At 72.5% G+C, this 24,096-nt stretch carries 19 protein-coding genes; 7 read left to right on the forward strand and 12 right to left on the reverse strand.

Going from position 1 to position 24,096, the window contains the following annotated elements; genetic code table 11:
• Nucleotides 1-245 precede the first annotated feature (245 nt).
• The 6 genes from ACVWW9_RS00005 to ACVWW9_RS00030 form a co-directional block, all read right to left on the reverse strand.
• Complete coding sequence (locus tag ACVWW9_RS00005; protein WP_456513890.1) at nt 246-875, reverse strand: DUF2461 domain-containing protein; 630 nt, start codon at nt 873-875, stop codon at nt 246-248.
• 58 nt (nt 876-933) lie between these two features.
• Nucleotides 934-1,164, reverse strand: coding sequence for a hypothetical protein (locus ACVWW9_RS00010; RefSeq protein WP_456513891.1), 231 nt, complete (start codon nt 1,162-1,164; stop codon nt 934-936).
• A gap of 74 nt (nt 1,165-1,238) precedes the next feature.
• Nucleotides 1,239-2,120 carry a bifunctional DNA-formamidopyrimidine glycosylase/DNA-(apurinic or apyrimidinic site) lyase gene (mutM, locus tag ACVWW9_RS00015; RefSeq protein ID WP_456513892.1) on the reverse strand — a complete coding sequence of 294 codons (882 nt, stop codon included), beginning with the start codon at nt 2,118-2,120 and terminating at the stop codon, nt 1,239-1,241.
• 1 nt (nt 2,121) lies between these two features.
• Complete coding sequence (rnc, locus tag ACVWW9_RS00020; protein ID WP_123698225.1) at nt 2,122-2,814, reverse strand: ribonuclease III; 693 nt, start codon at nt 2,812-2,814, stop codon at nt 2,122-2,124.
• Nucleotides 2,815-2,824: 10 nt separating this feature from the next.
• A complete protein-coding gene (gene rpmF / locus ACVWW9_RS00025) occupies nt 2,825-3,028 on the reverse strand; it encodes a 50S ribosomal protein L32 (RefSeq protein ID WP_123698226.1) in 204 nt (67 codons plus the stop codon).
• A gap of 3 nt (nt 3,029-3,031) precedes the next feature.
• Nucleotides 3,032-3,592, reverse strand: coding sequence for a YceD family protein (locus ACVWW9_RS00030; RefSeq protein ID WP_354260082.1), 561 nt, complete (start codon nt 3,590-3,592; stop codon nt 3,032-3,034).
• Nucleotides 3,593-3,783: 191 nt separating this feature from the next.
• On the opposite strand from ACVWW9_RS00030, the gene ACVWW9_RS00035 reads away from it, so the two are divergent.
• Entirely contained in the window at nt 3,784-5,289 is a 1,506-nt protein-coding gene (locus tag ACVWW9_RS00035) for a DUF222 domain-containing protein (RefSeq protein WP_456513893.1), read from the forward strand.
• 28 nt (nt 5,290-5,317) lie between these two features.
• On the opposite strand, the gene ACVWW9_RS00040 is transcribed toward ACVWW9_RS00035, so the two are convergent.
• A complete protein-coding gene (locus tag ACVWW9_RS00040; RefSeq protein ID WP_456513894.1) occupies nt 5,318-6,106 on the reverse strand; it encodes a ZIP family metal transporter in 789 nt (262 codons plus the stop codon).
• 109 nt (nt 6,107-6,215) lie between these two features.
• Here ACVWW9_RS00040 and ACVWW9_RS00045 point away from each other — a divergent pair, with 109 nt between their 5' ends.
• On the forward strand, nt 6,216-7,652 hold the full coding sequence (locus tag ACVWW9_RS00045; RefSeq protein WP_456513895.1) for an MFS transporter: 1,437 nt from the start codon (nt 6,216-6,218) through the stop codon (nt 7,650-7,652).
• 12 nt (nt 7,653-7,664) lie between these two features.
• Here ACVWW9_RS00045 and ACVWW9_RS00050 read toward each other — a convergent pair whose 3' ends face one another.
• Entirely contained in the window at nt 7,665-8,453 is a 789-nt protein-coding gene (locus ACVWW9_RS00050) for an SDR family NAD(P)-dependent oxidoreductase (RefSeq protein ID WP_456513896.1), read from the reverse strand.
• A 142-nt stretch (nt 8,454-8,595) separates the two neighbouring features.
• Here ACVWW9_RS00050 and ACVWW9_RS00055 point away from each other — a divergent pair, with 142 nt between their 5' ends.
• Both ACVWW9_RS00055 and metX read left to right on the forward strand, forming a co-directional pair.
• Nucleotides 8,596-9,915: a bifunctional o-acetylhomoserine/o-acetylserine sulfhydrylase gene (locus tag ACVWW9_RS00055; protein WP_456513897.1), complete on the forward strand. Its 1,320-nt coding sequence runs from the start codon at nt 8,596-8,598 to the stop codon at nt 9,913-9,915.
• Between the two features lie 19 nt (nt 9,916-9,934).
• Entirely contained in the window at nt 9,935-11,167 is a 1,233-nt protein-coding gene (gene metX / locus ACVWW9_RS00060) for a homoserine O-acetyltransferase MetX (protein WP_456513898.1), read from the forward strand.
• 1,172 nt (nt 11,168-12,339) lie between these two features.
• Here the strand turns inward: metX and ACVWW9_RS00065 are convergent.
• From ACVWW9_RS00065 to ACVWW9_RS00080, 4 genes are all read right to left on the reverse strand, one after another.
• On the reverse strand, nt 12,340-13,380 hold the full coding sequence (locus ACVWW9_RS00065) for a hemolysin family protein (RefSeq protein WP_456513899.1): 1,041 nt from the start codon (nt 13,378-13,380) through the stop codon (nt 12,340-12,342).
• The gene (locus tag ACVWW9_RS00070) at nt 13,377-14,687 is read right to left on the reverse strand and encodes a hemolysin family protein (protein ID WP_456513900.1); all 1,311 of its coding nucleotides are present in this window, start codon (nt 14,685-14,687) and stop codon (nt 13,377-13,379) included. Before ACVWW9_RS00070 ends, ACVWW9_RS00065 begins: the two co-directional genes overlap by 4 nt.
• Nucleotides 14,688-14,775: 88 nt before the next feature.
• Nucleotides 14,776-16,218 (reverse strand): GMP reductase, encoded by a 1,443-nt coding sequence (guaB1, locus tag ACVWW9_RS00075; protein ID WP_354260055.1) that lies wholly within the window; start codon nt 16,216-16,218, stop codon nt 14,776-14,778.
• Between the two features lie 10 nt (nt 16,219-16,228).
• Nucleotides 16,229-17,827, reverse strand: coding sequence for a bifunctional 3'-5' exonuclease/DNA polymerase (locus tag ACVWW9_RS00080; protein WP_456513901.1), 1,599 nt, complete (start codon nt 17,825-17,827; stop codon nt 16,229-16,231).
• 61 nt (nt 17,828-17,888) lie between these two features.
• Between ACVWW9_RS00080 and ACVWW9_RS00085 the strand changes: the two genes are divergently transcribed.
• The 3 genes from ACVWW9_RS00085 (at nt 17,889) to ACVWW9_RS00095 (ending at nt 24,072) form a co-directional block, all read left to right on the forward strand.
• The gene (locus ACVWW9_RS00085) at nt 17,889-18,395 is read left to right on the forward strand and encodes an HNH endonuclease (RefSeq protein WP_123698237.1); all 507 of its coding nucleotides are present in this window, start codon (nt 17,889-17,891) and stop codon (nt 18,393-18,395) included.
• A gap of 55 nt (nt 18,396-18,450) precedes the next feature.
• Nucleotides 18,451-22,344: a multifunctional oxoglutarate decarboxylase/oxoglutarate dehydrogenase thiamine pyrophosphate-binding subunit/dihydrolipoyllysine-residue succinyltransferase subunit gene (locus ACVWW9_RS00090; protein WP_456513902.1), complete on the forward strand. Its 3,894-nt coding sequence runs from the start codon at nt 18,451-18,453 to the stop codon at nt 22,342-22,344.
• A 186-nt stretch (nt 22,345-22,530) separates the two neighbouring features.
• A complete protein-coding gene (locus tag ACVWW9_RS00095; protein WP_456513903.1) occupies nt 22,531-24,072 on the forward strand; it encodes a sugar transferase in 1,542 nt (513 codons plus the stop codon).
• The last annotated feature ends 24 nt before the right edge of the window (nt 24,073-24,096 follow it).

Below are 24,096 nucleotides of genomic sequence, written 5' to 3' on the forward strand. Positions count from 1 at the left end.
CTGATCGAGTAGCAGTGCGAAGCGCCGCCCCACCCGCTGATCGAGTAGCAGTGCGAAGCGCCGCCCCACCCGCTGATCGAGTAGCAGTGCGAAGCGCCGCCCCACCCGCTGATCGAGTAGCAGTGCGAAGCACCGCGTATCGAGATCACCACGCCACATGCTGATCGAGTAGCAGCCGAAGGCCGCGCATCGAGATCACCGCCGCACCCGCTGATCGAGTAGCTGCCGAAGGCCGCGCATCGAGATCACCGCTTCGGCGCCACATGCTTCGCCGCCCACCCGACGAGCGGCTGCAGGTCTTCCACCGTGTCGAAGAGCGCGTCGAGCAGCGCCGGTCCGGCGTCCGCCGGCGCGACGTGCCGGCGTGCGGTGAGCCACTTGTAGCGCAGCAGCTCGATGCGCGGATGCTGCGGGTCGACACCGCGGGGCGCTGTCTTCACCGCCTCCCCACCCGGCTCGTAGCCCGCGCGCTCGAGCTCGGCGACGATCCCCTCGAGCTCGGTGCCCGGCGCGACCGCCTCCACGGCGGCGCGGTAGGCCTTCGTGAGCGTCGCGTCGCCGAAGAAGCCACCGCCGAGCGAGACGCCGGTCGCGTCCAGGTTGAGGAACCAGCCGATGCCCGGCGCGCGCTGCGCGAAGAGCCCTTGCCGCGTCTTGTAGGGCGTCTTGTCGTTGGCGAACCGCACGTCGCGATAGGGCCGGTAGATCTTCACCGTGCTCGCGACCGGCTCGAGCTCCTCGGCGAGCGCCTCGAACGGGGCGCGCACCGCCTCGTCGTAGCGGTGCTTGTTGGCGAGCCACCAAGGCTTCTCGTTGTTCGCCTCCAGCTCGCGGTAGAACGCGAACGCATCGTCACCGAATCCGTCGAATGCCATCCCTCGAGCCTACGACGACCGTCGAACCGCGAAGCTCCGCGGTCGGTGGAGCACGCCCTCAGCGGTGTCCGCGCCTGATCTTGGCGATGCCACCGACGATGAGGCCGATCCCGACCGGCACGCCGAGGACCGCCACGAGAGGGCTGAGCGCCGAACGCAAGCTGATGGGTACGTCGCTGCCGGTGGTCAGCGAGACGGCCCCGACCGCGGCGAAGACGATCAGGCCGATGCCGCTCCCGATGAGGGCACGGCCGGAAGAGCGCGGCGGCTCGCTGCGGTGGTGTCCCATTCCCGCGAGGCTAGCGGCTGCACCAACCAGGTGGACGGATGTCAGCCGCTCGTCGGAGTGGCTAGCGCCGACGCTTAGACGGCGATGCCGCGCGGCCGCCGCTGGCACCGCGGGCAGCGCGTCGACGAGCGGTTCGCCCACGGCTCGCGCACCATCGTCGAGCCGCAGCGCGGGCAGGGCAGCCCGCCGCGCCCGTAGGCGTTGAGGCTGTGCGCGAAGTACCCGGCCTGGCCGTTGACATTCACGTACTGCGCGTCGAAGGAGGTGCCGCCCTCGGCGAGCGCGAGGTCGAGCACGTCGCGCACGTCAGCGAGCAGCGCGAGCGCGCGCGCCTGGGTGAGTCGCTCCCCCGGCGTCGCGTAGTGCAGCCGGCTGCGCCACAGCGCCTCGTCGGCATAGATGTTGCCGATGCCCGAGACGAGCGTCTGGTCGAGCAGCGCTGCCTTCACGCCCTGACGGCGCATCCGCAGGCGTCGGGCGGCGGCGGATGCGTCGAACGCCGGGTCGATCGGATCGAGCGCGATATGCGCGGCCTGGTCCGGCACGCCGTCGACGGTGGGCCGCACGGCGAGGCCGCCGAACAGGCGCTGGTCGGCGAAGCGCACCTCGACGGGGCCGTGCCCAGGCTGGTCGAGCAAGAGGCGGATGCGCGTGTGCCGGTCGGCGGGAGCGCCCGGTTCGCGCACGAGCATCTGGCCGGACATGCCGAGGTGGGCCAGCAGCGCGCGGTCGGCAGGCGCATCCGCCGTCGCCTCGAGCGGCACCCACAGGAACTTGCCGCGGCGGGCCGGCACGCCGAGCGTGCGCCCGACGAGCGTCGCCTCGAAGTCCTCGGGTCCCCCGGTGTGGCGCGAGAGCGAGCGCACGTCGAGCACCTCGACGCCCTCGATGCGAGCGCCGGTGACAGCGGGCGCGAGGCCGGCGCGGACCACCTCGACCTCGGGCAGCTCCGGCACGTCAGGACCGCGCGGGGTCCGCGGCGGTGAGCCGGCCGTGCGCGGCGAGCGCGGCGGCCATCTCGGCGACCTTCTTGCTCGTCCCCGAGCCGGTCGCCACAGCCTCGCCGTCGATCCGCACCGTCGCCGTGAAGGTGCGCGCGTGGTCGGGACCGGTGGCATCCACCTCGTAGACGGGGGCGCCGACGCCCTGGGCGGCAGCGACCTCCTGCAGCGCGGTCTTCGGGTCGAGCGCGGCGCCGGTGCGGCCCGGGTCGTCGAGCAGGGGGCCGACGAGGCGCAGCACCAGCGCGGCGGATGCGGCGTGACCGGCGCTGAGGAACGCGGCACCGAAGATCGCCTCGACGGTGTCGGCGAGGATCGACGGCTTGTCGGCGCCGCCGGATGCGGCCTCGCCCTTGCCGAGCCGGATGTGCTCGCCGAGCCCGATGCTGCGCGCGACCTCCGCGAGCGCGACGGACGAGACCACGCCGGCGCGCCGCTTCGCCAGCTCACCCTCGGTGGCGTCGGGGAAGCGGCGGTAGAGCTCGATCGTGATCGCCTGGCCGAGGATCGAGTCGCCGAGGAACTCGAGGCGCTCGTTGTGCGGCGTCCCGCCGTGCTCGTACGCCCACGACCGATGCGTGAGCGCCAACGACAGCAGCCCGGGGTCGATGTCGACCCCGAGCTGCTCGAGCAGTCGGTGCTCCGTCACAGGACGGAGATCAGACGTCAGCGACCTTGCGGCCCTTGTACTCCATGTACAGCGGGGTGCCGGCCGAGTCCTCGACGACCTTCGCGCGGTGCGGGAGGCTGTAGACGGTCTTGCCGCCCTCGATGGTCTTCACGAGCTTGGGCACGACGGCCTTCCACTGCGAACGACGCGCACGCGTGTTGGACCGCGACATCTTCCTCTTGGGAACAGCCATTGCTCACTCCTTCTTCGGCGCCTGGGCGCCATCTTCCGACTTGTCGTCGGTCACGTCTTCGGTGAAACCCTGGAGCGCTGCCCATCGAGGATCGATGGTCTCCTTCGGCACGTATTCCGTGCCAGGCTCGAGCCGTTCCCCTGTCTCCGGGTCGAGCCCAGAGCAGTCCGGTCGATCGACCGGTTGGAACGGCAGCGCCAGCACGACCGCGTCCCGGACCACCGGAAGCAGGTCGACAGTTTCGTCGACCACGAGGTAGTCGGTTTCCGACGCACCAGCATACGCGAACAGCTCGAGGAAGTCGACTTCGACATCCAGGTCGAACTCCACGAGGCAGCGCGAGCACGTGGCGAGCGCGGTGACGAAGGCCTCGCCGGTGACGAGGATGCCCTCGTGGACGCTCTCGAGCCGGGCGTCGAGCTCGACGGGCTGGTCGGGCAGCACGGTCGCGAGACCCTCGCCGACCTTCTCGCCGAAGGGGGCGGTCTCCTCGACCTCGCGCATCCGACCCGGCTTCTGCACGATGTCGCGCACAGACAGCGTGAAGGGGTGGGGGGTGGCCATGCCTCCAGTCTAGGTGACCGCTCCCGCCGGCCGAGCCGGTCCGGGCGCGTAGCGCTCTGACCGAGTCGAGACCACCCCTGCTGCCGGTCGAGCCGGTCCGGGCGCGCAGCGCCCCGACCGAGTCGAGACCACCCGACCCACGTTGTCCACAGCCCCGATCCGATGTCAGTGGCTCGTGGTGTACTGCGCTCATGGACGACTGGGGGATCGACGGCGAGGGCTACATCGCTGCGATCCGTGCGGGTGCGATCGATCCGTTCGGCCGTACCGCGGACGAGCTGCAGGCGGAGCTCGATGCGCATGATGCGGAGTGGGCGGAGCGGCTGATCGCGATGACGCCGGCGGAGCTCGACGCGGTGGTCGAGGGGCGCATGGAGGTGCCGCAGCTGCCGCGGCCGGCGGAGTCGGAGCCGATGCGGCTGCTGCGGCTGGAGGAGCAGTTCGCGGGGCGGGTGAAGGCGCTCGAGGCGCAGCGGGCGCGGCTGGAGGCGGAGGAGCGGGAGATGCTCGCCGCCCGCCTCGACCGGGTGCGGGCCGACGGCGGGGAGGTCTCGACGGGGCTGCGGGAGGCGGCGTCGATCCTCGCGGTCGAGCTGCGCCAGTCGGATCGCGGCATCGAGCAGCGCATGTCGGCCGCGTGGACGATCGTGCACGAGCTGCCCCTCGCCCATGCCGCGCACAAGGCGGGCCGGATCTCCGGCGGCCATCTGCGGGTGATCGAGCAGGAGACCCGCCCGGTCCGGGTCGACGACGGCGTCGACACGGCGCAGCGGGCCCGGGTGGAGGCGGAGCTCGTGGCGATCGCCGAGGACACGACCCCGTCGCGGCTGCGGTCGCGGGCGAAGCTCGTCGTCAACCGGGTCCTGACCGCGCCGCTGCAGCAGCGCCACGACGATGCTCGGGAGCAGCGCGAGGTGCACCTGGTCGACGCGTCGAACGGCATGGTCTTCCTCGGTGGGTACTTCCCCGCGCTCCCGGGCACTGCCGCGTTCAACCGGCTCACGGAGGCGGCGAGGCGGAAGCCGAAGGACGATCCCCGCACCTTCGACCAGTTCCGCGCCGATGCGTTCCTCGATCTGCTCCTCTCCGGCGTCTCCCCCGAGGACCTCCACGAGGTGAGCGCCATCACGGCCACCGTCACGGTGACGGTGCCCGCGACCGAGCTGCTCGGCGACCCGGACGGTCCCGACGTGCCGGAGCTGCGGTTCCCGGCGCTCCTCGACGGGAAGATCCTCGTCGACTCCGCCACCATCCGGTCGCTCGCGGCCGAGACGGTCACGTGGGAGCGGCTCTTCCTCCACCCGGTGACCGGCATGCCGGTGACGGTCGACACGTACACGCCGAACCGGGCGCAGCGGCGGGCGCTGCGCGCCCGCGACGGGCACTGCCGCTGGCCCGGATGCTCGAACCCCGTCCACCGCGCCGACCTCGACCACACCCAGGACTGGGCGAAGGGCGGGACGACCACGATCGGCAACCTCGCCCACCTCTGCCGCCGCCACCACGTCATGAAGCACGCGACCAGGTGGACCGTGCGGCAGCTGCCCGGCGGCGTGCTCGAGTGGACCTCACCCCTCGGCCGCATCATCCGCGACGAACCCGAACCCCAAGGACCGGTCTTCGTCGAGCGCGACCCCATCTGGGGACTCCCCGTCACCGCCGGCACAGGACCACCGGGCGACCCGCCACCCTTCTGAACCGACTCCGGCCAGCGATCCGCGCCGATCAAGCGAGCGACAGCACGAACGACAGCACGAAGCCCGCCGCCGTGCTCATCGCGACGGCAGGGCCACCGTGCTCGTACGCCTCGGGCATGAGCGTGTCGGCGAGCGAGGCGATCACCGCACCAGCCGCGAAGGCGAGCGGCAGCGAGATCGACTCCGGGTCGACCGACGCGAGCGGCCCGGCACCCAGGACCACCGCGCCGACGAGCAGCACCGCGCACGCCGTCCAGAGCCCGAGGATCTTGGCTCGCGCCATGCCCTGCGTGCGCATCGACGATGCCCCGACGAGCGCCTCCGGCAGGTTGGAGACGAAGATCGCCGCGAGCAGCGCGAGGCCGCCAGAGCCCTCCCCCAGCGAGACGCCGAGCGCCACGTTCTCGGGCACGCCGTCGAGCGTCACGGCAGCGAGCAGCGCGAGCCCCGCCGCACCGCGGGTCGTCGCCTTCGTCGCGCTGCGGTCGGAGGCCGCCGCATCCGTGTCGAGCTTCGCGCTGCCCTGGACCTCATCCGCGGGCTCGCCCTTCCCCGGCTGCGCAGCTCGGTCGAGGAGCGCGCTCAGCCCGGTGAAGACGGCCGCGCCCACGAAGAGGCCCACGGCGGCACGCCAGATGCCGCCCATCTCGTAGGCGTCCTCGAAGAGCTCGAAGGCGAGGGCGGTGATGAGCGCTCCGGCGGCGAACGAGAGCAGGATCGCGAGCAGGCGCTTGGGCAGGTCGAACCGGACCCCGACGAGCGCGCCGATGATGAGCGCGCTGGAGGCGACGATGCCGAAGATGAGCGACTCCCCCATGCGGGAAGCGTACGTCCGGGAGCCGTGTCGTGGGGGACAGATCTCCGCCACGCCTTCGCGTTCGCGCCGGCTGCGCGCCGGGCCGCGAGCGCGATGCCATGATGCACTCGTGCCAACGACGCGCGCCGTCCCCCTCGCCCTCATCGGCTGGCTCGTGTGCGTCGAGCTCACGAGCGGCGTGCTGCAGGGCTGGTACGTGACCCTCACGCCCGACATCGCGCGGCACCTGTCGGTCACCGACGCCGACGTCAACTGGTTCGAGGCCGGGCAGCTGCTGCTGTCGGCGCTCATGGTGCCGGTGCTCGCGAAGCTCGGCGACATGCACGGCCACAAGCGCATGCTGCTCGTCGCCACCGCGCTCACCGCCGGTGCCAGCTGGTGGATGGCGTTCGCGGGCGACTTCTGGAGCTACCTCATCGCCTTCTCGCTGCAGGGCGCCTACGCCGTCTGGCTGCCGCTCGAGGTCGCGCTCATCTTCGATCGCGGTCGTCGAACGGGTGCCGCGCCCTCCACCACCCGGCGTGCGGCGGGACTGCTCGTCATCGCGCTCGAGGCCGGTGCGATCCTCGGCGCGCTCGGGTCCGCGATCGCCCTCGGCGCGTTCGGCGAGGCGATGGCGCCGACGCTCATGGTGCCGGCCGCGATGGTGACGCTCACCTTCTTCGCGATCCTGTGGGGCGTGCCCGAGTCGGAGCCGCTCCCCGGCCGCAGCCTCGACGCCGGCGGCTTCGTGCTGCTCGCGCTCTCGCTGCTCACGATCACCTCGGGGCTCACCTTCCTCAAGATCGGCGGTGCGGATGCGTGGTGGGGCTGGGCGGTGATGCTCATCGGCGTCGCGCTGCTGCTCCCCTTCGGCCGCTGGGTGCTCGGGAAGGACGACCCCGCGATCGACCTGCGCGTCATGCGCCGTCCGGAGATGTGGCCCGTGCAGCTCACGGCCGGGCTCGTCGGCGTCAGCCTGCTCGGCGCGCAGACGCCGCTCGCCACCTACGCCGGCACCGACCCGTCGCTCGGCTACGGGCTCGGCCTCGATGCGTCGGGGCGCTCGATCCTCATCGGCGTCTACCTGCTGTCGCTGATCGTCGGCGCCGCCGCGCTGGCGCTGCTGTCGACGCGCATCCGCCCCCGACTGCTGCTCATCGTCGCGGCGACCCTGGTGGGGATCGGCTACCTGCTGCTCGTGCCGTTCCACCTCGAGACCTGGCAGGTCTTCGCGTGCATGGCGATCGCGGGCATCGGCTCCGGCGCCCTCGTCGGTGCACTCCCGGCGGCTGCCGCGGCCGCCGCACCGCGCGGGCAGACCGGCGTCGCCACCGCCATGACGAACACGACGAAGACGATCGGCGGCTCCTTCGCGTCGTCGATCTTCGCGATCGTGCTCGCGGTCGGCGCGATCGGCACCGCTGCGAGCATCGGCGGCTACATCGTCGTCTGGATCGTCTGCGGCGTCACCGCGCTCGTCGCCGCCGTCGGGCTCGTGGCGGTGCCGCGGCTCGCGTTCGCCGACCCCGAGCCGGCGCCCGACGCGGCAGCCACGACGCGCTGAGGCCGATCACGGCTACTGCTTCGCGACGAGCGGCCCGCGGTGCACCATCCACGGGTGCGTCTGCGCGACGGGCTTGATGATCGTCTCGTCGATCGAGACGTGGCCCGGCAGCGCGAGGATGTCGGTCATCACCTGCGCGACGTCGTCGGCCGAGAGCGGGTCCTGCACGTCCTTGTAGACGGCATCCGCCTTCTCCTTGTCGCCCTCGAAGCGCACGAGCGAGAACTCCTCGGTCCAGACCATGCCGGGCGCGACCTCCATCACGCGGATCGGCTCGCCGTGCAGCTCGAGCCGCAGCACGTCGACGAGCTGCTTCTCGGCCGACTTCGCCGCGTTGTAGCCCGAGCCGCCCGAGTAGGCGACGGTCGCGGCGATCGAGGTGACGACCATGATCTCGGCGTAGCCGCCCGGCGCATCCTCCGTCGCACGGGTCGACGCCCGCAGCAGCGGCAGCACCGCGTCGATGACGCGCTTCGCGGCGATGACGTTCGACTCGAACATCCAGCGCCAGTCCTCGATCGTCGTCTCGGCGAGAGGCGCTGCACCCTTCGCGCCGCCGGCGACCTGCACGAGGCTCGTCGGCCGGAACGCCGCCGCCGCCGCCGCGAGCCGGGCGATGTCGCCCTCGTCGGTGAGGTCGGCCGCGAGCACCTCGCAGCCGATGTCGGCGGCGAGCGCCTCGAGCCGCTCCGCGCGGCGGGCGACCGCCAGCACCTGCCAACCGCGCGCGACGGCCTGCCGCGCGACCGCCTCCCCGATGCCGCTCGACGCACCCGTGACGATGATCCGCTTCTCGCTCATGCCGCAATGCAAGCACCGGATGCGCCACGAGCGCCAATCGCGTCGTGTTACGCCGTGCGTCGGGCCGGGCTGGCCACCGGCACGCATCCGCTCCACCCTGGGGCGAGCACGTCGATCAGCCCGACAGCCGAGGAGGCGCACCATGAGCGACTGGAAGTTCGAGACCCTGCAGGTCCACGCGGGCGCGCAGCCCGACCCCACGACGAAGGCGCGCATCACGCCGGTCTACCGCACCACCTCGTACGTGTTCGACAACGCCGACCACGCCGCCCGACTGTTCGGGCTCGCGGAGTTCGGCAACATCTACTCGCGCATCATGAACCCCACGAACGACGTCGTCGAGCAGCGGCTCGCGGCCCTCGAGGGAGGCGCAGCGGCGCTCCTCCTCTCGTCCGGCCAGGCGGCGACCACCTACGCGATCCTCAACATCGCGAGCGCCGGCGACCACATCGTCTCGTCGTCGTCGATCTACGGCGGCACGTACAACCTCTTCAACTTCACGCTGAAGCGCCTCGGCGTCGACGTCACCTTCGTCGAGGACCAGGACGACCTCGACGAGTGGCGCCGCGCGATCCGCCCGAACACGAAGCTGCTGTTCGCCGAGACGATCGGCAACCCGCGCATCAACCTGCTCGACATCGCCGGCGTCTCCGGCGTCGCGCACGACTCGGGCGTGCCGCTCGTCGTCGACAACACGATCGCGACGCCGTACCTCATCCGCCCGCTCGAGCACGGCGCCGACATCGTCGTGCACTCGGCGACGAAGTTCCTCGGCGGCCACGGCTCGGTCGTCGCCGGCGCGATCGTCGACGGCGGCCGATTCGCGTGGTCGCAGTCCGACAAGTTCCCGGGCCTCACCGAGCCCGACGAGTCGTACCACGGCGTCACCTTCGCCGAGGCGCTCGGCGACCAGATCGCCTACATCATCAAGGCGCGCGTGACGCTGCTCCGCGATGTCGGCGCATCCTCCTCCCCCGACACCGCCTGGCAGCTGCTGCAGGGCATCGAGACGCTCTCGCTGCGCCTCGACCGCCACGTCGAGAACGCGACCGCGGTCGCGCGGTTCCTGGAGTCCCACCCGCAGGTCGCGGGCGTGCACTACGCGGGCCTGCCCTCGAGCCCCTGGCACGAGCGCGGCAAGCAGATCGCCCCGCGCGGCACCGGCGCGGTGCTCTCGTTCGAGCTCGTCGGCGGCGTCGAGGCAGGGAAGGCGCTCGTCGAGTCGCTGTCGCTCTTCAGCCACCTCGCCAACATCGGCGACGTGCGCTCGCTCGTCATCCACCCGGCGTCGACGACGCACGCGCAGCTCACCCCCGAGCAGCAGCTGACCGCGGGCGTCACGCCCGGGCTCGTGCGGCTCTCGGTCGGCATCGAGCACGTCGACGACCTCATCGCCGACCTCGGCACCGGGCTCGAGGCGGCGGCCGCGAAGGCCGCCGCGCTCGAGGCGGCCGCGGTCTGAGCCGAGACGGCGGGCATCCGTGGACTGGCAGCTGAGCGACGACGTCCAGCCTGCCTCCAGGGTGCCCGCCGCCCGGCTCGTCGACGCGCTGCCGTTCGGCGACCCGACGACGACCGGCCACTCCCGGCCCGTGCCCGTCACCGGCGCCTGGCGCCCCGGCGACGACCCGGGCGAGCGCCGCTTCGCGCGCATCGGCGACATCGACGTCGAGGCGGGCGGCACGATCTCGGATGCCGTGCTCGCCTACGAGACGTGGGGTCGCCTGAACGACGCGCGCGACAACGCCGTGCTCGTCGCTCACGCGCTGACCGGCGACAGCCACGTGCGCGGCGACGCCGGCCCCGGGCATCCGACCGCCGGCTGGTGGGGCGACGTCGTCGGGCCGGGGCTGCCGATCGACACCGACCGGTTCTTCGTCGTCGCGCCCAACATGCTCGGCGGCTGCCAGGGCTCGACCGGCCCCTCGTCGCTCGCCGCCGACGGCGTCGAGTGGGGCTCCCGCTTCCCGCGCGTCACCGTGCGCGACCAGGTCGAGGCGCAGCGCCGGCTCGCCGACCGGCTCGGCATCGGCCGCTGGCACGCCGTGGTCGGCGGCTCGATGGGCGGCATGCACGCGCTCGAGTGGGCCATCACGCATCCCGAGCGGGTCGGCGCCGCCGCCCTGCTCGCCTCGAACGCCGCCACGAGCGCCGACCAGATAGCGGCGAACTCGCTGCAGATCGAGGCGGTCACGACCGACCCAGGCTGGCTCGGCGGCGACTTCTACGACCTCCCCGGCCATGCCGGCCCGGCTCGCGGGCTCGCGCTCGCCCGTCGGATGGCCATGCTCGGCTACCGCTCCCCGCACGAGCTCAACGAGCGGTTCCGCCGCGAGTGGCAGTCGAGCGTCGACCCGCTCGCGGGCGGCCGGTTCCAGGTCGAGTCGTACCTCGACGTGCACGGGAACCGCTTCACCCGCAGGTTCGACGCCGGCTCCTACGTGCGGCTCGTCGACGCCATGTCGACCCATGACGTCGGCCGCGGGCGCGGCGGCGTCGAGGCGGCGCTGGAGCGCGTCACCTCACCGACGCTCGTCGTCGGCATCTCGAGCGACCGGCTCTTCCCCGTCGCCGACCAGCAGCGGCTCGCCGCGGGGCTGCCGACCAGCGTGTCGGGCGCCGAGCCCGTCGTGCTCGAGAGCGGCTTCGGCCATGACGGGTTCCTCATCGAGACCGGCCGCGTTGGCGACCTGCTCGCGCCGCTCCTCGCCTGACACCGCGAACGGTCCGCGCCGTCCGGCACGCAGCAGCATCACGACCGATCCCACCAGGATCGCGACGTGCAGCAGGTTGCGGACCGTCAGCAGCAGCACCGCGCCGGGGTCGCCGACGACGAGCCAGTCGTAGCTCCACGGGAACTGCACCTGCGTCGCGACCGACACCGCCAGGATCGCGCCGACGCCGATCCAGTGGCGGCGCGCGCCGAGCTCCGCGAGCAGCAGCGCGGGCACCGTCAGCCACAGCACGAACTGCGGCGACCCGACCTTGTTCGTGACGATCATCGCGGCGACGAGCGCGACCGCGAGCCAGACGATCGCCTCGCGACCGTGCGAGCGGCGCACCGCGAGCACGCCGAGCGCGCACAGCACCACGACGGCGCCCACGAGCAGCGGCGTCGCGAGCGCCGCGACCATCCCGACGCCGTCGCTGTCGACCTGGTAGGTCCAGATGTCGCGGTCGAAGTAGACGTAGGCGTCGTCGCCGGTCGTGAGCCACATGTAGGGCGTCGCGGCGACCGCCTCGATCTGCAGCCCCCGGTCCTCCTGCTGCGTGAGGAACGACAGCGCGTGCCCGGAGCCGAGCAGCGCGGCGACGGCGAGCACGGCGGCCGAGACGATCGCGCCCGCTGCGAGCACCCGCAGGCGCTCGCGCCGCGCGATGAGCAGCGCGAGGTAGAGCACGCCGGGCCATACCTTCATCCACGCCGCGACGGTGAAGGCGGCCGCGGCCAGCCCCGGCCGCCCGCCGCGCAGCACCGCCACCCCGATGATTGAGATCGCGACCGCGACGGTGTCGATGCGCGCGATCGCGACCGGCCCGAGCGCGAGCTGCAGCGCCAGCCACGTGCACGCGAGCACGGGCCCGCGCGGCACGCGCAGCAGCATGTGGAACGCGACGGCGTCGAGCGCCGTCACGAGCAGCACCCAGACGAGCGGCAGCGCGTCCGTGCCGAGCACGTTCGACACCAGGATGGGCGCCCACGCGAGCAGCGGGTACACCCACTCCACGTCGATGCCGAGCCACTCCCCCGCCTCGCCCTGCTGCACCCACGACGGGTACACGTACAGCACGTCGCCGAAGGCGTCGGAGACGCTCGGCACGTTCAGGATCGCGAGGAGCGCGTGGACGCCGCCGAAGCCGAGCCACAGCCAGCCCCGCTCGCGCGTCAGAAGAGCCTCCTGGTCGCGTCGCGCACCTCGCCGACGAGCTCCTCGATGATGTCCTCGAGGAACAGCAGCCCGGTCGTGTCGCCGTTCGCGTCGAACGAGCGCGCGATGTGCGCGCCGGTCGAGCGCATGAGCGCCAGCGCGTCCTCGACCTCCGCCTCCTGGTAGATCGAGGCGAGCTGGCGGATGCGCTTGGCCGGCACGGGCTCTGCCGCCTCGTCGTCGTCGGCACCCAGCACGTCCTTGATGTGCACGTAGCCGCTCGGCTGCCCGTCGGCATCGGTGACGACGTAGCGCGAGAAGCCGCGCTCGCGCACCGCCTGCTCGATGTCGGCGGGCGTCGCACCGACCGGCATCGTCACGATCTCGGACAGCGGCAGGGCCACCTCGCGCACGCGCCGCTCCGTGAACTCGAACGTGCGCGAGATCGCGCCGGTCGGGTCGAAGAGCAGCCCCTCGCGCTTCGAGGTCTCGACGATCGTCTCGACCTCGTCGATCGTGAAGGCGCTCGCGGCCTCGTCGACGGGCTCGACGCGCACGAGCCGCAGGATGCCGTTCGCCACCGCGTTCATGAGCCAGATGACGGGCTTGAACACGCGGGAGATGAGCACGAGCGGCGGCGCGAGCAGCAGCACCGCTCGGTCGGGCACCGAGAACGCGGCGTTCTTCGGCACCATCTCGCCGAGCACGACGTGCAGGTAGGTGACGAGCAGCAGCGCGATGACGAACGCGACGACCGAGACGACCTCGGGCGCGAGGCCCGTCCACGACAGCGGCCCCTCGAGCAGGTGGTGGATCGCCGGCTCCGACACGTTGAGGATCAGCAGCGAGCAGATCGTGATGCCGAGCTGGCACATCGCGAGCATGAGCGAGACGTGCTCCATCGCCCACAGGGCGAGCTTCGCCGCGCGGTTGCCGCGGTCGGCGAGCGGCTCGATCTGGCTGCGCCGCGCCGAGATGACGGCGAACTCCGCGCCGACGAAGAAGGCATTCGCCACCAGCAGGATGACGAGCCACATGATGCCGAGCCAGTCGCTCATCGTGCGCCCTCCTGCTGCTGCTGGTGCTCGACGAACCGCACCCGGTCGACCCGGCGGCCGTCGATGCGCTCGACGCGGAGCGAGCCGCCCTCGACCGGTACGGTGTCGCCGACGACCGGCACCGTGCCGAGCGCAGCCATGATGTAGCCGCCGATCGTCTCGTACGGGCCGTCCTCCGGCACCTCGACGCGGGCGCGCTCGCGGAGCTCGTCGGGGCGGAAGGAGCCGGGGAACGTCACCCAGCCTGGGCCGCGCACGACCTCGACGTGCATCCGGTCGTGCTCGTCCGAGACCTCGCCGACGACCTCCTCCACGAGGTCCTCGAGGGTCGTGATGCCGGCCGTGCCGCCGTACTCGTCGATGACGATTGCCATCTGGTAGCCGCGCTCCTTGAGGTCGGCGAGCAGCGCGTCGAGCTTGACCGACTCGGGCACGCGGTGCGGCTCCTCGGCGATCGCGCCGACCGGCACGTCGGCGCGGCGGTCGCGCGGCACCGAGATCGCCTGCTTGATGTGCGCGATGCCGAGCACGTCGTCGAGGTCGTCGTCGTAGACGGGGAACCGGCTGAGGCCGGTCGCGTGCGACAGCGCGATGAGGTCGGCGACGGATGCGGAGCGGTCGACGGCCTGGACACGCGGCCGCGGCGTCATGACGTCGCCCGCGCTCAGCTCCGAGAAGCGCAGCGTGCGCGAGAGCAGCGTCGCCGCGCCCGCGTCGAGCGCGCCCTCCATGGCGCTGCGGCGCACGAGGGTCGAGAGCTCCTCTGCGGTGCGGGCGCCCGAGAGCTCCTCCTTCGGCTCGAGTCCGATGGAGCGGAGGATGCCGTTGGCCGAGCCGTTGAGCGCGAGCACGGCGGGCTTGAACACCGCGGTGAAGGCGCGCTGGAAGGGCGTCACCGCGATCGCGGTGCCGAGCGGCTTCGCGAGCGCGAAGTTCTTGGGCACGAGCTCGCCGACGATCATCGACAGCACGGTCGCGCCGGTGATCGCGATCACGCTCGAGAGCGGATCGGCGAAGTCCTCCGGGATGCCCCACGAGACCAGCACGGGGGTGAGCAGCCGCGAGATCGCGGGCTCCATCGTGTAGCCCGTGAGGAGCGTCGTGAGCGTGATGCCCAGCTGCGCGCTCGAGAGGTGCGTCGAGGTCTGGCGGAGCGCCTTGATGGTGCCCTCGAGCCGGGACTCGCCGCGCTCGCGCCGCGCCTCGAGCTCCGCGCGGTTGAGGTTCACCAGCGCGAACTCGCTCGCGACGAAGAGGCCGGTTCCGATCGTCAGCACGACGCCGATGCAGATCAGCAGCACGTCCATCAGCGGATCGGTCCCGGCTCGGGACTATGACTGGGGTCGTCGTTCACCCGGGCATCCTACCGGCGCTCGCCGTGCGGAGCCCACTCGGTCACCACGAGACCGGCAGCGCCTTGCCCTCCTCGTAGCCCGCCGCAGACTGCACGCCGACGCGTGCGCGCTCGCGGAAGGCCGGCACGCTGTCGGCGCCCGCGTAGGTGAACGACGAGCGCACGCCCGCGGTGATCATGTCGACGAGGTCCTCGACGCTCGGGCGCTGGGGGTCGAGCAGGATCGTCGAGGACGAGATGCCCTCGGCGAAGAGGCGCTTGCGCGCGAGCTCGTACGGGTCGAGCCCGCCGAACCTGCCTTCGACGGCCTTCGTCGAGGCCATGCCCCACGACTCCTTGTAGAGCCGGCCCTGTGCGTCGCGCTGCAGCCTGCCGGGAGCCTCGATCGTGCCGGCGAACCACGAGCCGATCATGACGCTCGAGGCGCCGGCCGCGAGCGCGAGCGCGACGTCGCGCGGGTAGCGCACGCCACCGTCCGCCCAGACACGCGCGCCCAGCTCGTGCGCGGTGGCAGCCGTGTCGAGCACCGCCGAGAACTGCGGCCGGCCGACCGCGGTCATCATGCGGGTCGTGCACATGGCGCCGGGCCCGACGCCGACCTTGAGGATCGATGCGCCCGCGGCGACGAGATCGCGCACGCCGTCGGCCGAGACCACGTTGCCCGCGGCCACGGGCAGGTCGTCGCCGATCGCGCGGCGCACCGCCTCGAGCGCGCGCAGCATCCCCTCCTGGTGGCCGTGGGCGGTGTCGACGACGATCACGTCGGCGCCCGCCTCGGCGAGCGCCTTCGCCTTCGCGCCGGGGTCGCCGTTGATGCCGACGGCGGCGGCCACGCTCAGGCGGCCGGATGCGTCGAGCGCGGGCAGGTAGAGGTCGGCGCGCAGGGCGCCGAGCCGCGAGGCGATGCCGACGCAGCGGCCGTCCTCGACGACCGGGGCGACGTCGACGCCCTCGCGCTCGAGCGCCGCGAACATCGCACGGCCGTCGCGGACGTCGTCCGGGCCGAGCACCGGCAGGTGCGAGTGCAGCAGGTCGCCGAGCCGGGCGTCCGGGAGCGCCGACGCGAGCCGCTCCGCCGGGATCGCGCCGAGCATCGAGCCGTCGGGCGCCTCCACCACGACGCAGTGGCCCGGGATCGCGGGCACGCGCTCGAGCGCGTCCTGCACGACGTCGTCGGGGGCCGCGCGGTGGGGCGACTCGAGCGTGACCGACTGCGCCTTGACCCAGGCGATCGCGCGGCAGGTCTCGTCGAGCGGCGGGTCCTGGGTGAGCACGGCGAGCGCGCCGCGTCGCGCGAGCGCGGCGGCCATGCGCGGGCCCGTCACCGAGCTCATGTTCGCCGCGACGATCGGCAGCGTCGCGCGCGTGCCGTCGTCCGGCGAGAGGTCGACGTCCATGCGGGAGCCGACGCCGCTGCGGCTGGGGACCAGGAAGACGTCGGAGTAGGTCAGGTCGTGCTCCGGCACGTCGCCGATGAATCGCATGGCCCCAACGCTACTTCGCCTGGCTCCAGTCGCCGACGACCGCCGCCTGCACCGGGAACTCGATCGGGAAGCCCCCGAAGAGCGTGCGGCCGGCGAGCGCCGCCGCCTCCCGCACGGCCTCCGCGACCTCCTCGGCGCGCTCCGCCGGCGCCTGCACGATCACCTCGTCGTGCAGGAAGCACACGAGCGCCGCGCCCTCGACGTCGCGGATCGCCCGCCGCACCCCGGCCATCCACGCGAGCGCCCACTCGGCCGCCGTGCCCTGCACGACGAAGTTGCGCGTGAACCTGCCCCACGCGCGCGCCTGGCGGCCGCCTCGCTCGTCGTCGCGCCAGCGCGGTGGCAGCGGCGACGCGCGGCCGAGCCACGTGCGCACCCGCTCCCGCCGCTCCCCCGCCCTCGCGGCGGCCTCGACCGCCGCCATGGCGCGCGGGTAGGCGCGGCCCAGCCTCGGCAGCACGGCCGCCGCCTCGCCGGTCGTGCCGCCGTAGAGCGCGCCGAGCATGCCGAGCTTCGCGTGGTCGCGGGTGTCGACGACACCGCGGTCGACGAGCGCCTGGTACAGGTCGGCGCCCCTGCCCGCCTCGGCGAGCGCCTCGTCGCGGGCGAGCGCCGCGAGCGCGCGCGGCTCGAGCTGCGCCGCGTCGGCCACCACGAGCCGCATGGCGGGCTCGGCGGCGACGGCGCCGCGGATCTGCCGCGCGATCTGCATCGCGCCCGAGCCCTCCGTCGCCCAGCGGCCGGTCACGACGCCGCCCGGCACGTACTCGATCGCGAGCCGGCAGCGGCCGCGCTCGTCGACGCGCGCCCAGCGCTGCGCCCACGACCAGCCGTTCGCGGTGTGCAGCCGCGACATCCGCTTGTACGCCACGAGCGGCTCGATCACCGGGTGGTCGTGCTCGCGCAGCTCCCAGCGCGAGGTGGAGGCGACGTCGACGCCCGCGCGCCGCAGCGCCCGCAGCACCTCCTGCGGCGAGTCGGGGTTGAGCGCCGGGTCGCCGAGCGCCTCGCGGATCTCGCTCGCGAGCGCCTCCATGCGTCGCGGCCTGCCCGCCGCGCCGATCGGCGCGGTGCGCTCACCGAGCGCCTCCACGAGCAGCGCGTCGTGCCGCGCCCGGTCGAACGGCAGCCCCTCGCGGCTCAGCTCGACCGCGACGACGGCGCCCATCGACTCGGCGGCCGCGAGCATCGCGAGCCCGGGGTCGTCGCCGATCGCCGCCTCCTGCAGCCGCAGCTGCTCGGCGAGCGCGTCGAGCGGCTCCGCCTCGGGCGCGAGCGAGAAAAGCCCCTCGGCGTCGGAGCGCAGCGAGCGCGCCCAGCGCTCCTCCGCCTGCAGCCCGCGTGCCTCGGCGAGGATGCGGTGCACGAGCCGCACGTCGCGCACGCGGTCGATCGGCACTGCGGCGTCGAGCAGCACGGGCGCGACCGCCTTCGCGTCCTGCCAGACGATGCGCGCCGACGAGCGGCCGCGCAGGCGATCGTCGAGCCCGACGTCGGCCGCCGGGTGGATGCGCACGTCGACCGCCCTGCCGTCGACGAGCGTCGCGACCGCGATGCGCGCGCCGCGCTCGAGGGGCACGACGCCGACGTCGCCAGGTCCGGCATCCACGTCGTCGACACTATTCTGCGCAACCCACAGGCGGATGCGGCACGATGGACCCGGAGACGCGATGACAGCGCAAGTGGTGGTGCTCAACGCGACGCTCGAGCCGATCGGCGTCGCATCGCTGCAGCGCGCGGTCGCGTTCATCGTCAAGGAGCGCGCGCAGATCGTGCTGGCCGCCGACGGCACCATCCGCTCGAACTCGCTCGAGCTGCCGGTGCCGCGCGTCGTCGTCTTCAACGACTACGTGCAGATCCCGCACACGCGCCTGTACGACCGGATGCCGTGGAGCCGCCGCGGCGTGCTCGACCGCGACCGGCGGCGGTGCGCGTACTGCGAGGGCCCCGGCGCGACCATCGACCACATCCATCCCGCCTCGCGGGGCGGCGAGTCGACGTGGCTCAACACCATCACCGCGTGCGTCGCCTGCAACGGGGCGAAGGGCGATCGCACGCCCTCTGAGGCCGGCATGCCGCTGCGCTTCGAGCCGCGCGTGGTGTGGCGGCGCGAGGTCATGCTGCTCGCGGTCGAGGCGGCCGGCGTCGACCTCGCCGAGCTCGGGCTCACGCACTGAGCCCCAGCCGCACGCCCTATGCTGGAAGGACACGTGGCCGCGGACTGCCTGCGGCATGCCCGAGAATTCGGAAGAGGCGATCGATACCGTGTCCAGCCCTGCGGACGACAGCGACTTCGGAGCGAACGAGTGGCTCGTCGAGGAGCAGTACCAGCTCTTCGCCAAGGACAAGAGCGCCGTCGCCCAGTCATGGTGGCCCATCCTCGAGCGGTACGCCGCACAGCGTGCCTCCGGTGATGCGACGACGAGCATGAGCGCGGCGACGCCGCCGCCGGCCGCCGCGCCCGAGGCGGCTGCTGCGGAGGCGGCGACGCCCGCGGCGGCACCGCCCGCCCCGGCCCCCACCCCGAGCGCCGCGCCGTCGCGGCCCGCGCCGCCCCGCAAGCCGGTGCGCGCCGAGTCGCGCCCGGATGGACCCGTCGACTCCGGCAAGGGCCAGCGCGCCCAGGACGCGCCCCGGGAGCAGAAGGAGGGCCAGGCCGAGACGCCCGCACCCGCCCGCGCCGACGGCGCCATCGTCGCGCGCACCACGCGGCAGGCAGCCCGCCCGACGCCCGTCCCCGCCGACGCGCCGAGCGCCGGCGCGAAGCAGGCGGCGAAGGCGGAGCAGGCTCCCTCCGAGCAGCCCGTCGTCACGACGCTCCGCGGCATGCCGAAGTCGCTCGCCGCCAACATGGACAAGTCGCTCGCGGTCCCGACCGCGACGAGCGTCCGCACCGTGCCGGCGAAGCTGATGATCGACCAGCGCATCGTCATCAACAACCACCTCCGCCGCACGCGCGGCGGCAAGGTCTCGTTCACGCACATCATCGGCTACGCGATCGTGCAGGCGCTCAAGGCGTTCCCGAGCCAGAACGTCTACTACGACGAGATCGACGGCAAGCCCTCGCTCGTCGCCCCGCCGCACATCAACCTCGGCATCGCGATCGACATGCCGAAGCCCGACGGCAGCCGCGCGCTGCTCGTGCCGAGCATCAAGGCGTGCGAGACGATGGACTTCTCGGAGTTCGTCGCGGCGTACGAGGCGATCGTGAAGAAGGCGCGCGCCAACAAGCTCGAGGCCGGCGACTTCGCCGGCACGACGATCTCGCTCACGAACCCCGGCGGCATCGGCACCGTGCACTCGGTCCCCCGCCTCATGCAGGGGCAGGGCTGCATCATCGGCGTCGGCGCGCTCGACTACCCCGCAGAGTTCATGGGCTCGAGCCCCGAGCGGCTCGCCGACGCGGGCGTCGGCAAGACCGTCACGATGACCTCGACCTACGACCACCGCGTCATCCAGGGCGCGGGCTCCGGCGAGTTCCTCCGGATCGTGAACAACCTGCTCGTCGGCGACCAGGACTTCTACCGCGGCATCTTCGCCGACCTGCGCATCCCCTACGAGCCCATCAAGTGGTCGACCGACGTCTCGGTGCGCGCCGCCGACGAGCTCTCGAAGCAGACGCGCGTCGCGCAGCTCATCAACTCGTTCCGCGTGCGCGGCCACCTGATGGCCGACATCGACCCGCTCGAGTACGTGCAGCGCACGCACCCCGACCTCGAGATCGAGCAGCACGGGCTGTCGTTCTGGGACCTGGACCGCGAGTTCGTCACCGGCGGCTTCGGCGGCAAGCGCTCGGCGCTGCTGCGCGACATCCTCGGCGTGCTCCGCGACTCGTACTGCCGCACGATCGGCATCGAGTACATGCACATCGCCGACCCGGCGCAGCGCCAGTGGTTCCAGAGCCACCTCGAGGTGCCCTACGTCAAGCCGACGCACGACGAGCAGATGCGCATCCTGCGCAAGCTCAACGAGGCCGAGGCGTTCGAGACGTTCCTGCAGACCAAGTACGTCGGCCAGAAGCGCTTCTCGCTCGAGGGCGCGGAGTCGATGATCGCCTTCCTCGACGCGCTCCTCGCGGGCAGCGCCGAAGCCGGCCTCGACGAGGTCGCGATCGGCATGCCGCACCGCGGCCGCCTCAACGTGCTCACCTCGATCGCAGGCAAGACCTACGGCCAGGTGTTCCAGGAGTTCGAGGGCGCAGCCGTCTTCCAGGGCTCGGGCGACGTGAAGTACCACCTCGGCAACTCGGGCGAGTTCACGGCCGCCGACGGCTCGACCGTGCCCGTGTACCTCGCGGCCAACCCCTCGCACCTCGAGGCCGTCAACGGCGTGCTCGAGGGCATCGTGCGCGCGAAGCAGGACCGCATCGGCGACGGCGAGGCATCGGTGCTGCCCGTGCTCGTGCACGGCGACGCCGCGATGGCCGGCCAGGGCGTGGTGTTCGAGACGCACCAGCTGTCGCAGCTGCGCGCGTACAAGACCGGCGGCACGATCCACCTGGTCGTGAACAACCAGGTCGGCTTCACCACGCCGCCCTCGGAGTCGCGCTCGTCGACCTACGCGACCGACGTCGCGAAGGCGATCCACGCGCCCGTGCTGCACGTGAACGGCGACGACCCCGAAGCGGTCGTGCGCGTGGCGGAGCTGGCGTTCCAGTACCGCCAGGAGTTCAAGCGCGACATCGTCATCGACCTCATCTGCTACCGCCGCCGCGGGCACAACGAGGGCGACGACCCGACCATGACGCAGCCGCTCATGTACTCGCTCATCGAGGCGAAGCGCTCCGTCCGCACCCTCTACGCCGAGAACCTCGTCGGCCGCGGTGACATCACCGAGGAGGAGTACCAGGCGGCGCAGGCCGACTTCCAGGGCAAGCTCGAGCAGGCCTTCATGGAGACGCACGCCGCCGCGACCGGCTCGATGCCCGCCGTGACGCCGACCCCCGCTGCCGAGCAGCTCGTCGGCGAGCCTGAGACGACCGGCGTCGAGGCCTCGGTCATCGAGGCGATCGGCGACGCGCACGGCAACCCGCCCGAGGGCTTCGAGGTGCACCCGAAGGTGCAGCAGGTGCTCGACAAGCGCGTCAAGGCCACCCGCGAGGGCGGCATCGACTGGGCGTTCGGCGAGCTGCTCGCACTCGGCTCGCTGCTCATCGAGGGCACGCCGGTGCGGATGTCGGGGCAGGACACGCGTCGCGGCACGTTCGTGCAGCGCCACGCCGTCATGCACGACCGCGTGAACGGCCAGGAGTGGCTGCCGCTCGCGAACCTCGGCGAGGACCAGGGCCGTCTCTCGATGTACGACTCGCTGCTGAGCGAGTACGCATCGATGGCGTTCGAGTACGGCTACTCCGTCGAGCGCCCCGACGCGCTCGTGCTGTGGGAGGCGCAGTTCGGCGACTTCGCCAACGGCGCGCAGATCGTCATCGACGAGTTCATCGCCTCCGCCGAGCAGAAGTGGAACCAGCAGTCGTCGCTCGTGCTGCTGCTGCCGCACGGCTACGAGGGTGCGGGCCCCGACCACTCGTCGGCTCGCATCGAGCGGTTCCTGCAGCTGTCAGCCGAGCGCAACATGACGATCGCGCGACCGTCCACGCCCGCGAACCACTTCCACCTGCTGCGCCGGCAGGCGTACGCGCGTCCGCGCCGGCCGCTCGTCGTCTTCACGCCCAAGGCCATGCTGCGCCTGCGCGACGCGACGAGCCCGGTCGAGGACTTCACGAGCGGCCGCTTCCAGCCGGTGATCGACGACCGCCAGGTGCAGGACCCGGGCGCGGTCACGCGCGTGCTCCTGCACTCCGGCAAGGTGCACTACGACCTGAAGGCCGAGCTCGGCAAGCGCGGTCGCACCGACATCGCGCTCGTCCGCGTCGAGCAGCTGTACCCGCTGCCGATCGACGAGATCAACGCGACCGTCGACCGCTACCCGAACGCGTCGCTCGTCTGGGTGCAGGAGGAGCCGCTCAACCAGGGCGCATGGCCGTTCATGCACCTGGCGCTCCCCCGGCACCTGCACGGCCGCACGCTGAAGGTCGTCGGCCGCGCTCCCGCCGCGAGCCCGGCGACCGGTTCGGCCAAGCGCTCCGCGCAGGAGCTGTCGGCGATCCTGGAGTCCGCACTGGGCTGACCCCGGGGTACTGATCACCCCTTCGGCTGAGCAACGCCTCAGTGCCGCCTGACGATCCCCGCACGAGTCTCCTCGTGCGGGGATCTTCGCTTGTCGCGCATCTCTCATTTCCACATACTGTTTGGAAACAGCGTTATGTGAGGGGTTGCGACGACTCGCCGCCCTTCTCGGAAGTGGGTGGTGCAGGTGCAGCGTGCTTGGCATGGCACATCGCGCAAGCTGGGGGCGGTCGCAGCCGCGATCCCGGTCGAGGCCCCGCTCGCGCTGCCCGGCGCGCAGTCGCCGCGCGCCACGCCTTCGCTCGCCCGACGCCTGCTGCAGGAGCGCCGCACCCGCCTGCACCTGACGCTGACGGACCTCGCGATCGTCGCGTCGGCCACGCTCCTGGTGAGCGCCGTCGCGACTCCGGCCGGCGAGAGCGCGCTCGTGCCGGTCCCCCTCGAGCAGGTGCTCGCAGCGCCCGTGCTCGTCGTCTTCGCATGGTTCGTCGCGCTCACCGCCATCGGCTCCCGCGACGCCGCGGTGCTCGGCGCCGGCGCGACGGAGTACCGCCGCGTCGTGCATGCCACGGGCCTCGCCTTCGCCGCGCTCGCCGCGCTCGCGCTCGTCGCCGACTGGCCCGCGCTCCGGCTGCAGCTGCTCATCGCGCTGCCGGCTGGCATGGTCGCTCTGCTCCTCGGCCGCTGGCAGTGGCGGCGCTGGCTGCTCGCCCGCCGCCGCGACGGCGAGTGGGCGTCGCGCACCATCCTCGTCGGCGACCACGACGAGGTCGCGTACGTGCTCGAGCGGCTCGGCCGCGCGCCCGACCTCGGCTACCACGTCATCGCCGCCGCGGTCGCAGGTCACCAGGGGGACCCGCTCGAGCTGCGCGGCCGCAGCGTGCCCGTGCTGAGCGCCCACGCAGGGATCGCCGAGATGGCCGAGCGCATGGGGGCCGACACCGTGATCCTCGCGGCGAAGCCCGACGCCGACCCCGCCTACCTCACGCGGCTCAGCCGGCAGCTCGAGGGCACGTGCGCCGAGCTCGTGCTCTTCTCCCGCCTGACCGATGTCGCCGGCCCCCGCATCTCCTTCCGCCCGGTCGACGGCCTGCCGCTCATCCAGGTGCGGATCCCCACCTTCGACGGGGGCGAGCACGTGCTGAAGCGCGCGCTCGACGTCGTCGTCTCCTCCTTCGCGCTGCTGGCGGTCGGGGTGCTGGCCGTGCCGATCGCGATCGCGATCCGGCTCGACTCCCCCGGGCCGATCCTCTTCCGCCAGCAGCGCGTCGGCCGCGACGGGCGCACGTTCGCGATGCTGAAGTTCCGCACGATGCGCGTCGACGCCGAGCAGGAGCTCGCGGCGCTGCAGGCGCACAACGAGGGCGCCGGCCCACTCTTCAAGCTGCGGGACGACCCGCGCATCACGCGCGTCGGCGCCTTCCTCCGCAAGCACTCGCTCGACGAGCTGCCGCAGTTCTGGAACGCGTTCAAGGGCGACATGAGCGTGGTCGGGCCGCGCCCGCCGCTCCCGGGCGAGGCGACCACCTACGACGGCGTGGCGATGCGGCGGCTCTACCTGAAGCCGGGCATCACGGGTCTCTGGCAGATCAGCGGCCGCAGCGACCTCTCGTGGGACGAGAGCGTGCGCCTCGACCTCCGCTACGTCGAGAACTGGTCGGTGATGCAGGACCTCATGATCATGGTCCGCACCGCCCGCGTCGTCATCCATCCTTCCGGCGCCTACTGAGCCGCCGGCACCACCTGAGGAGAG

The sequence above is a fragment of the Agrococcus sp. UYP33 genome, from assembly GCF_054060915.1.

Bases quoted from the DNA above. Each gene is read 5' to 3' on its own strand.
- ACVWW9_RS00005 (WP_456513890.1), bottom strand. From the start codon at position 875: ATGGCATTCGACGGATTCGGTGACGATGCGTTCGCGTTCTACCGCGAG.
- ACVWW9_RS00010 (WP_456513891.1), bottom strand. From the start codon at position 1,164: ATGGGACACCACCGCAGCGAGCCGCCGCGCTCTTCCGGCCGTGCCCTC.
- rpmF (WP_123698226.1), bottom strand. From the start codon at position 3,028: ATGGCTGTTCCCAAGAGGAAGATGTCGCGGTCCAACACGCGTGCGCGT.
- ACVWW9_RS00030 (WP_354260082.1), bottom strand. From the start codon at position 3,592: ATGGCCACCCCCCACCCCTTCACGCTGTCTGTGCGCGACATCGTGCAG.
- ACVWW9_RS00035 (WP_456513893.1), top strand. From the start codon at position 3,784: ATGGACGACTGGGGGATCGACGGCGAGGGCTACATCGCTGCGATCCGT.
- ACVWW9_RS00040 (WP_456513894.1), bottom strand. From the start codon at position 6,106: ATGGGGGAGTCGCTCATCTTCGGCATCGTCGCCTCCAGCGCGCTCATC.
- ACVWW9_RS00050 (WP_456513896.1), bottom strand. From the start codon at position 8,453: ATGAGCGAGAAGCGGATCATCGTCACGGGTGCGTCGAGCGGCATCGGG.
- ACVWW9_RS00055 (WP_456513897.1), top strand. From the start codon at position 8,596: ATGAGCGACTGGAAGTTCGAGACCCTGCAGGTCCACGCGGGCGCGCAG.
- ACVWW9_RS00065 (WP_456513899.1), bottom strand. From the start codon at position 13,380: ATGAGCGACTGGCTCGGCATCATGTGGCTCGTCATCCTGCTGGTGGCG.
- ACVWW9_RS00070 (WP_456513900.1), bottom strand. From the start codon at position 14,687: ATGGACGTGCTGCTGATCTGCATCGGCGTCGTGCTGACGATCGGAACC.
- guaB1 (WP_354260055.1), bottom strand. From the start codon at position 16,218: ATGCGATTCATCGGCGACGTGCCGGAGCACGACCTGACCTACTCCGAC.
- ACVWW9_RS00085 (WP_123698237.1), top strand. From the start codon at position 17,889: ATGACAGCGCAAGTGGTGGTGCTCAACGCGACGCTCGAGCCGATCGGC.
- ACVWW9_RS00090 (WP_456513902.1), top strand. From the start codon at position 18,451: ATGCCCGAGAATTCGGAAGAGGCGATCGATACCGTGTCCAGCCCTGCG.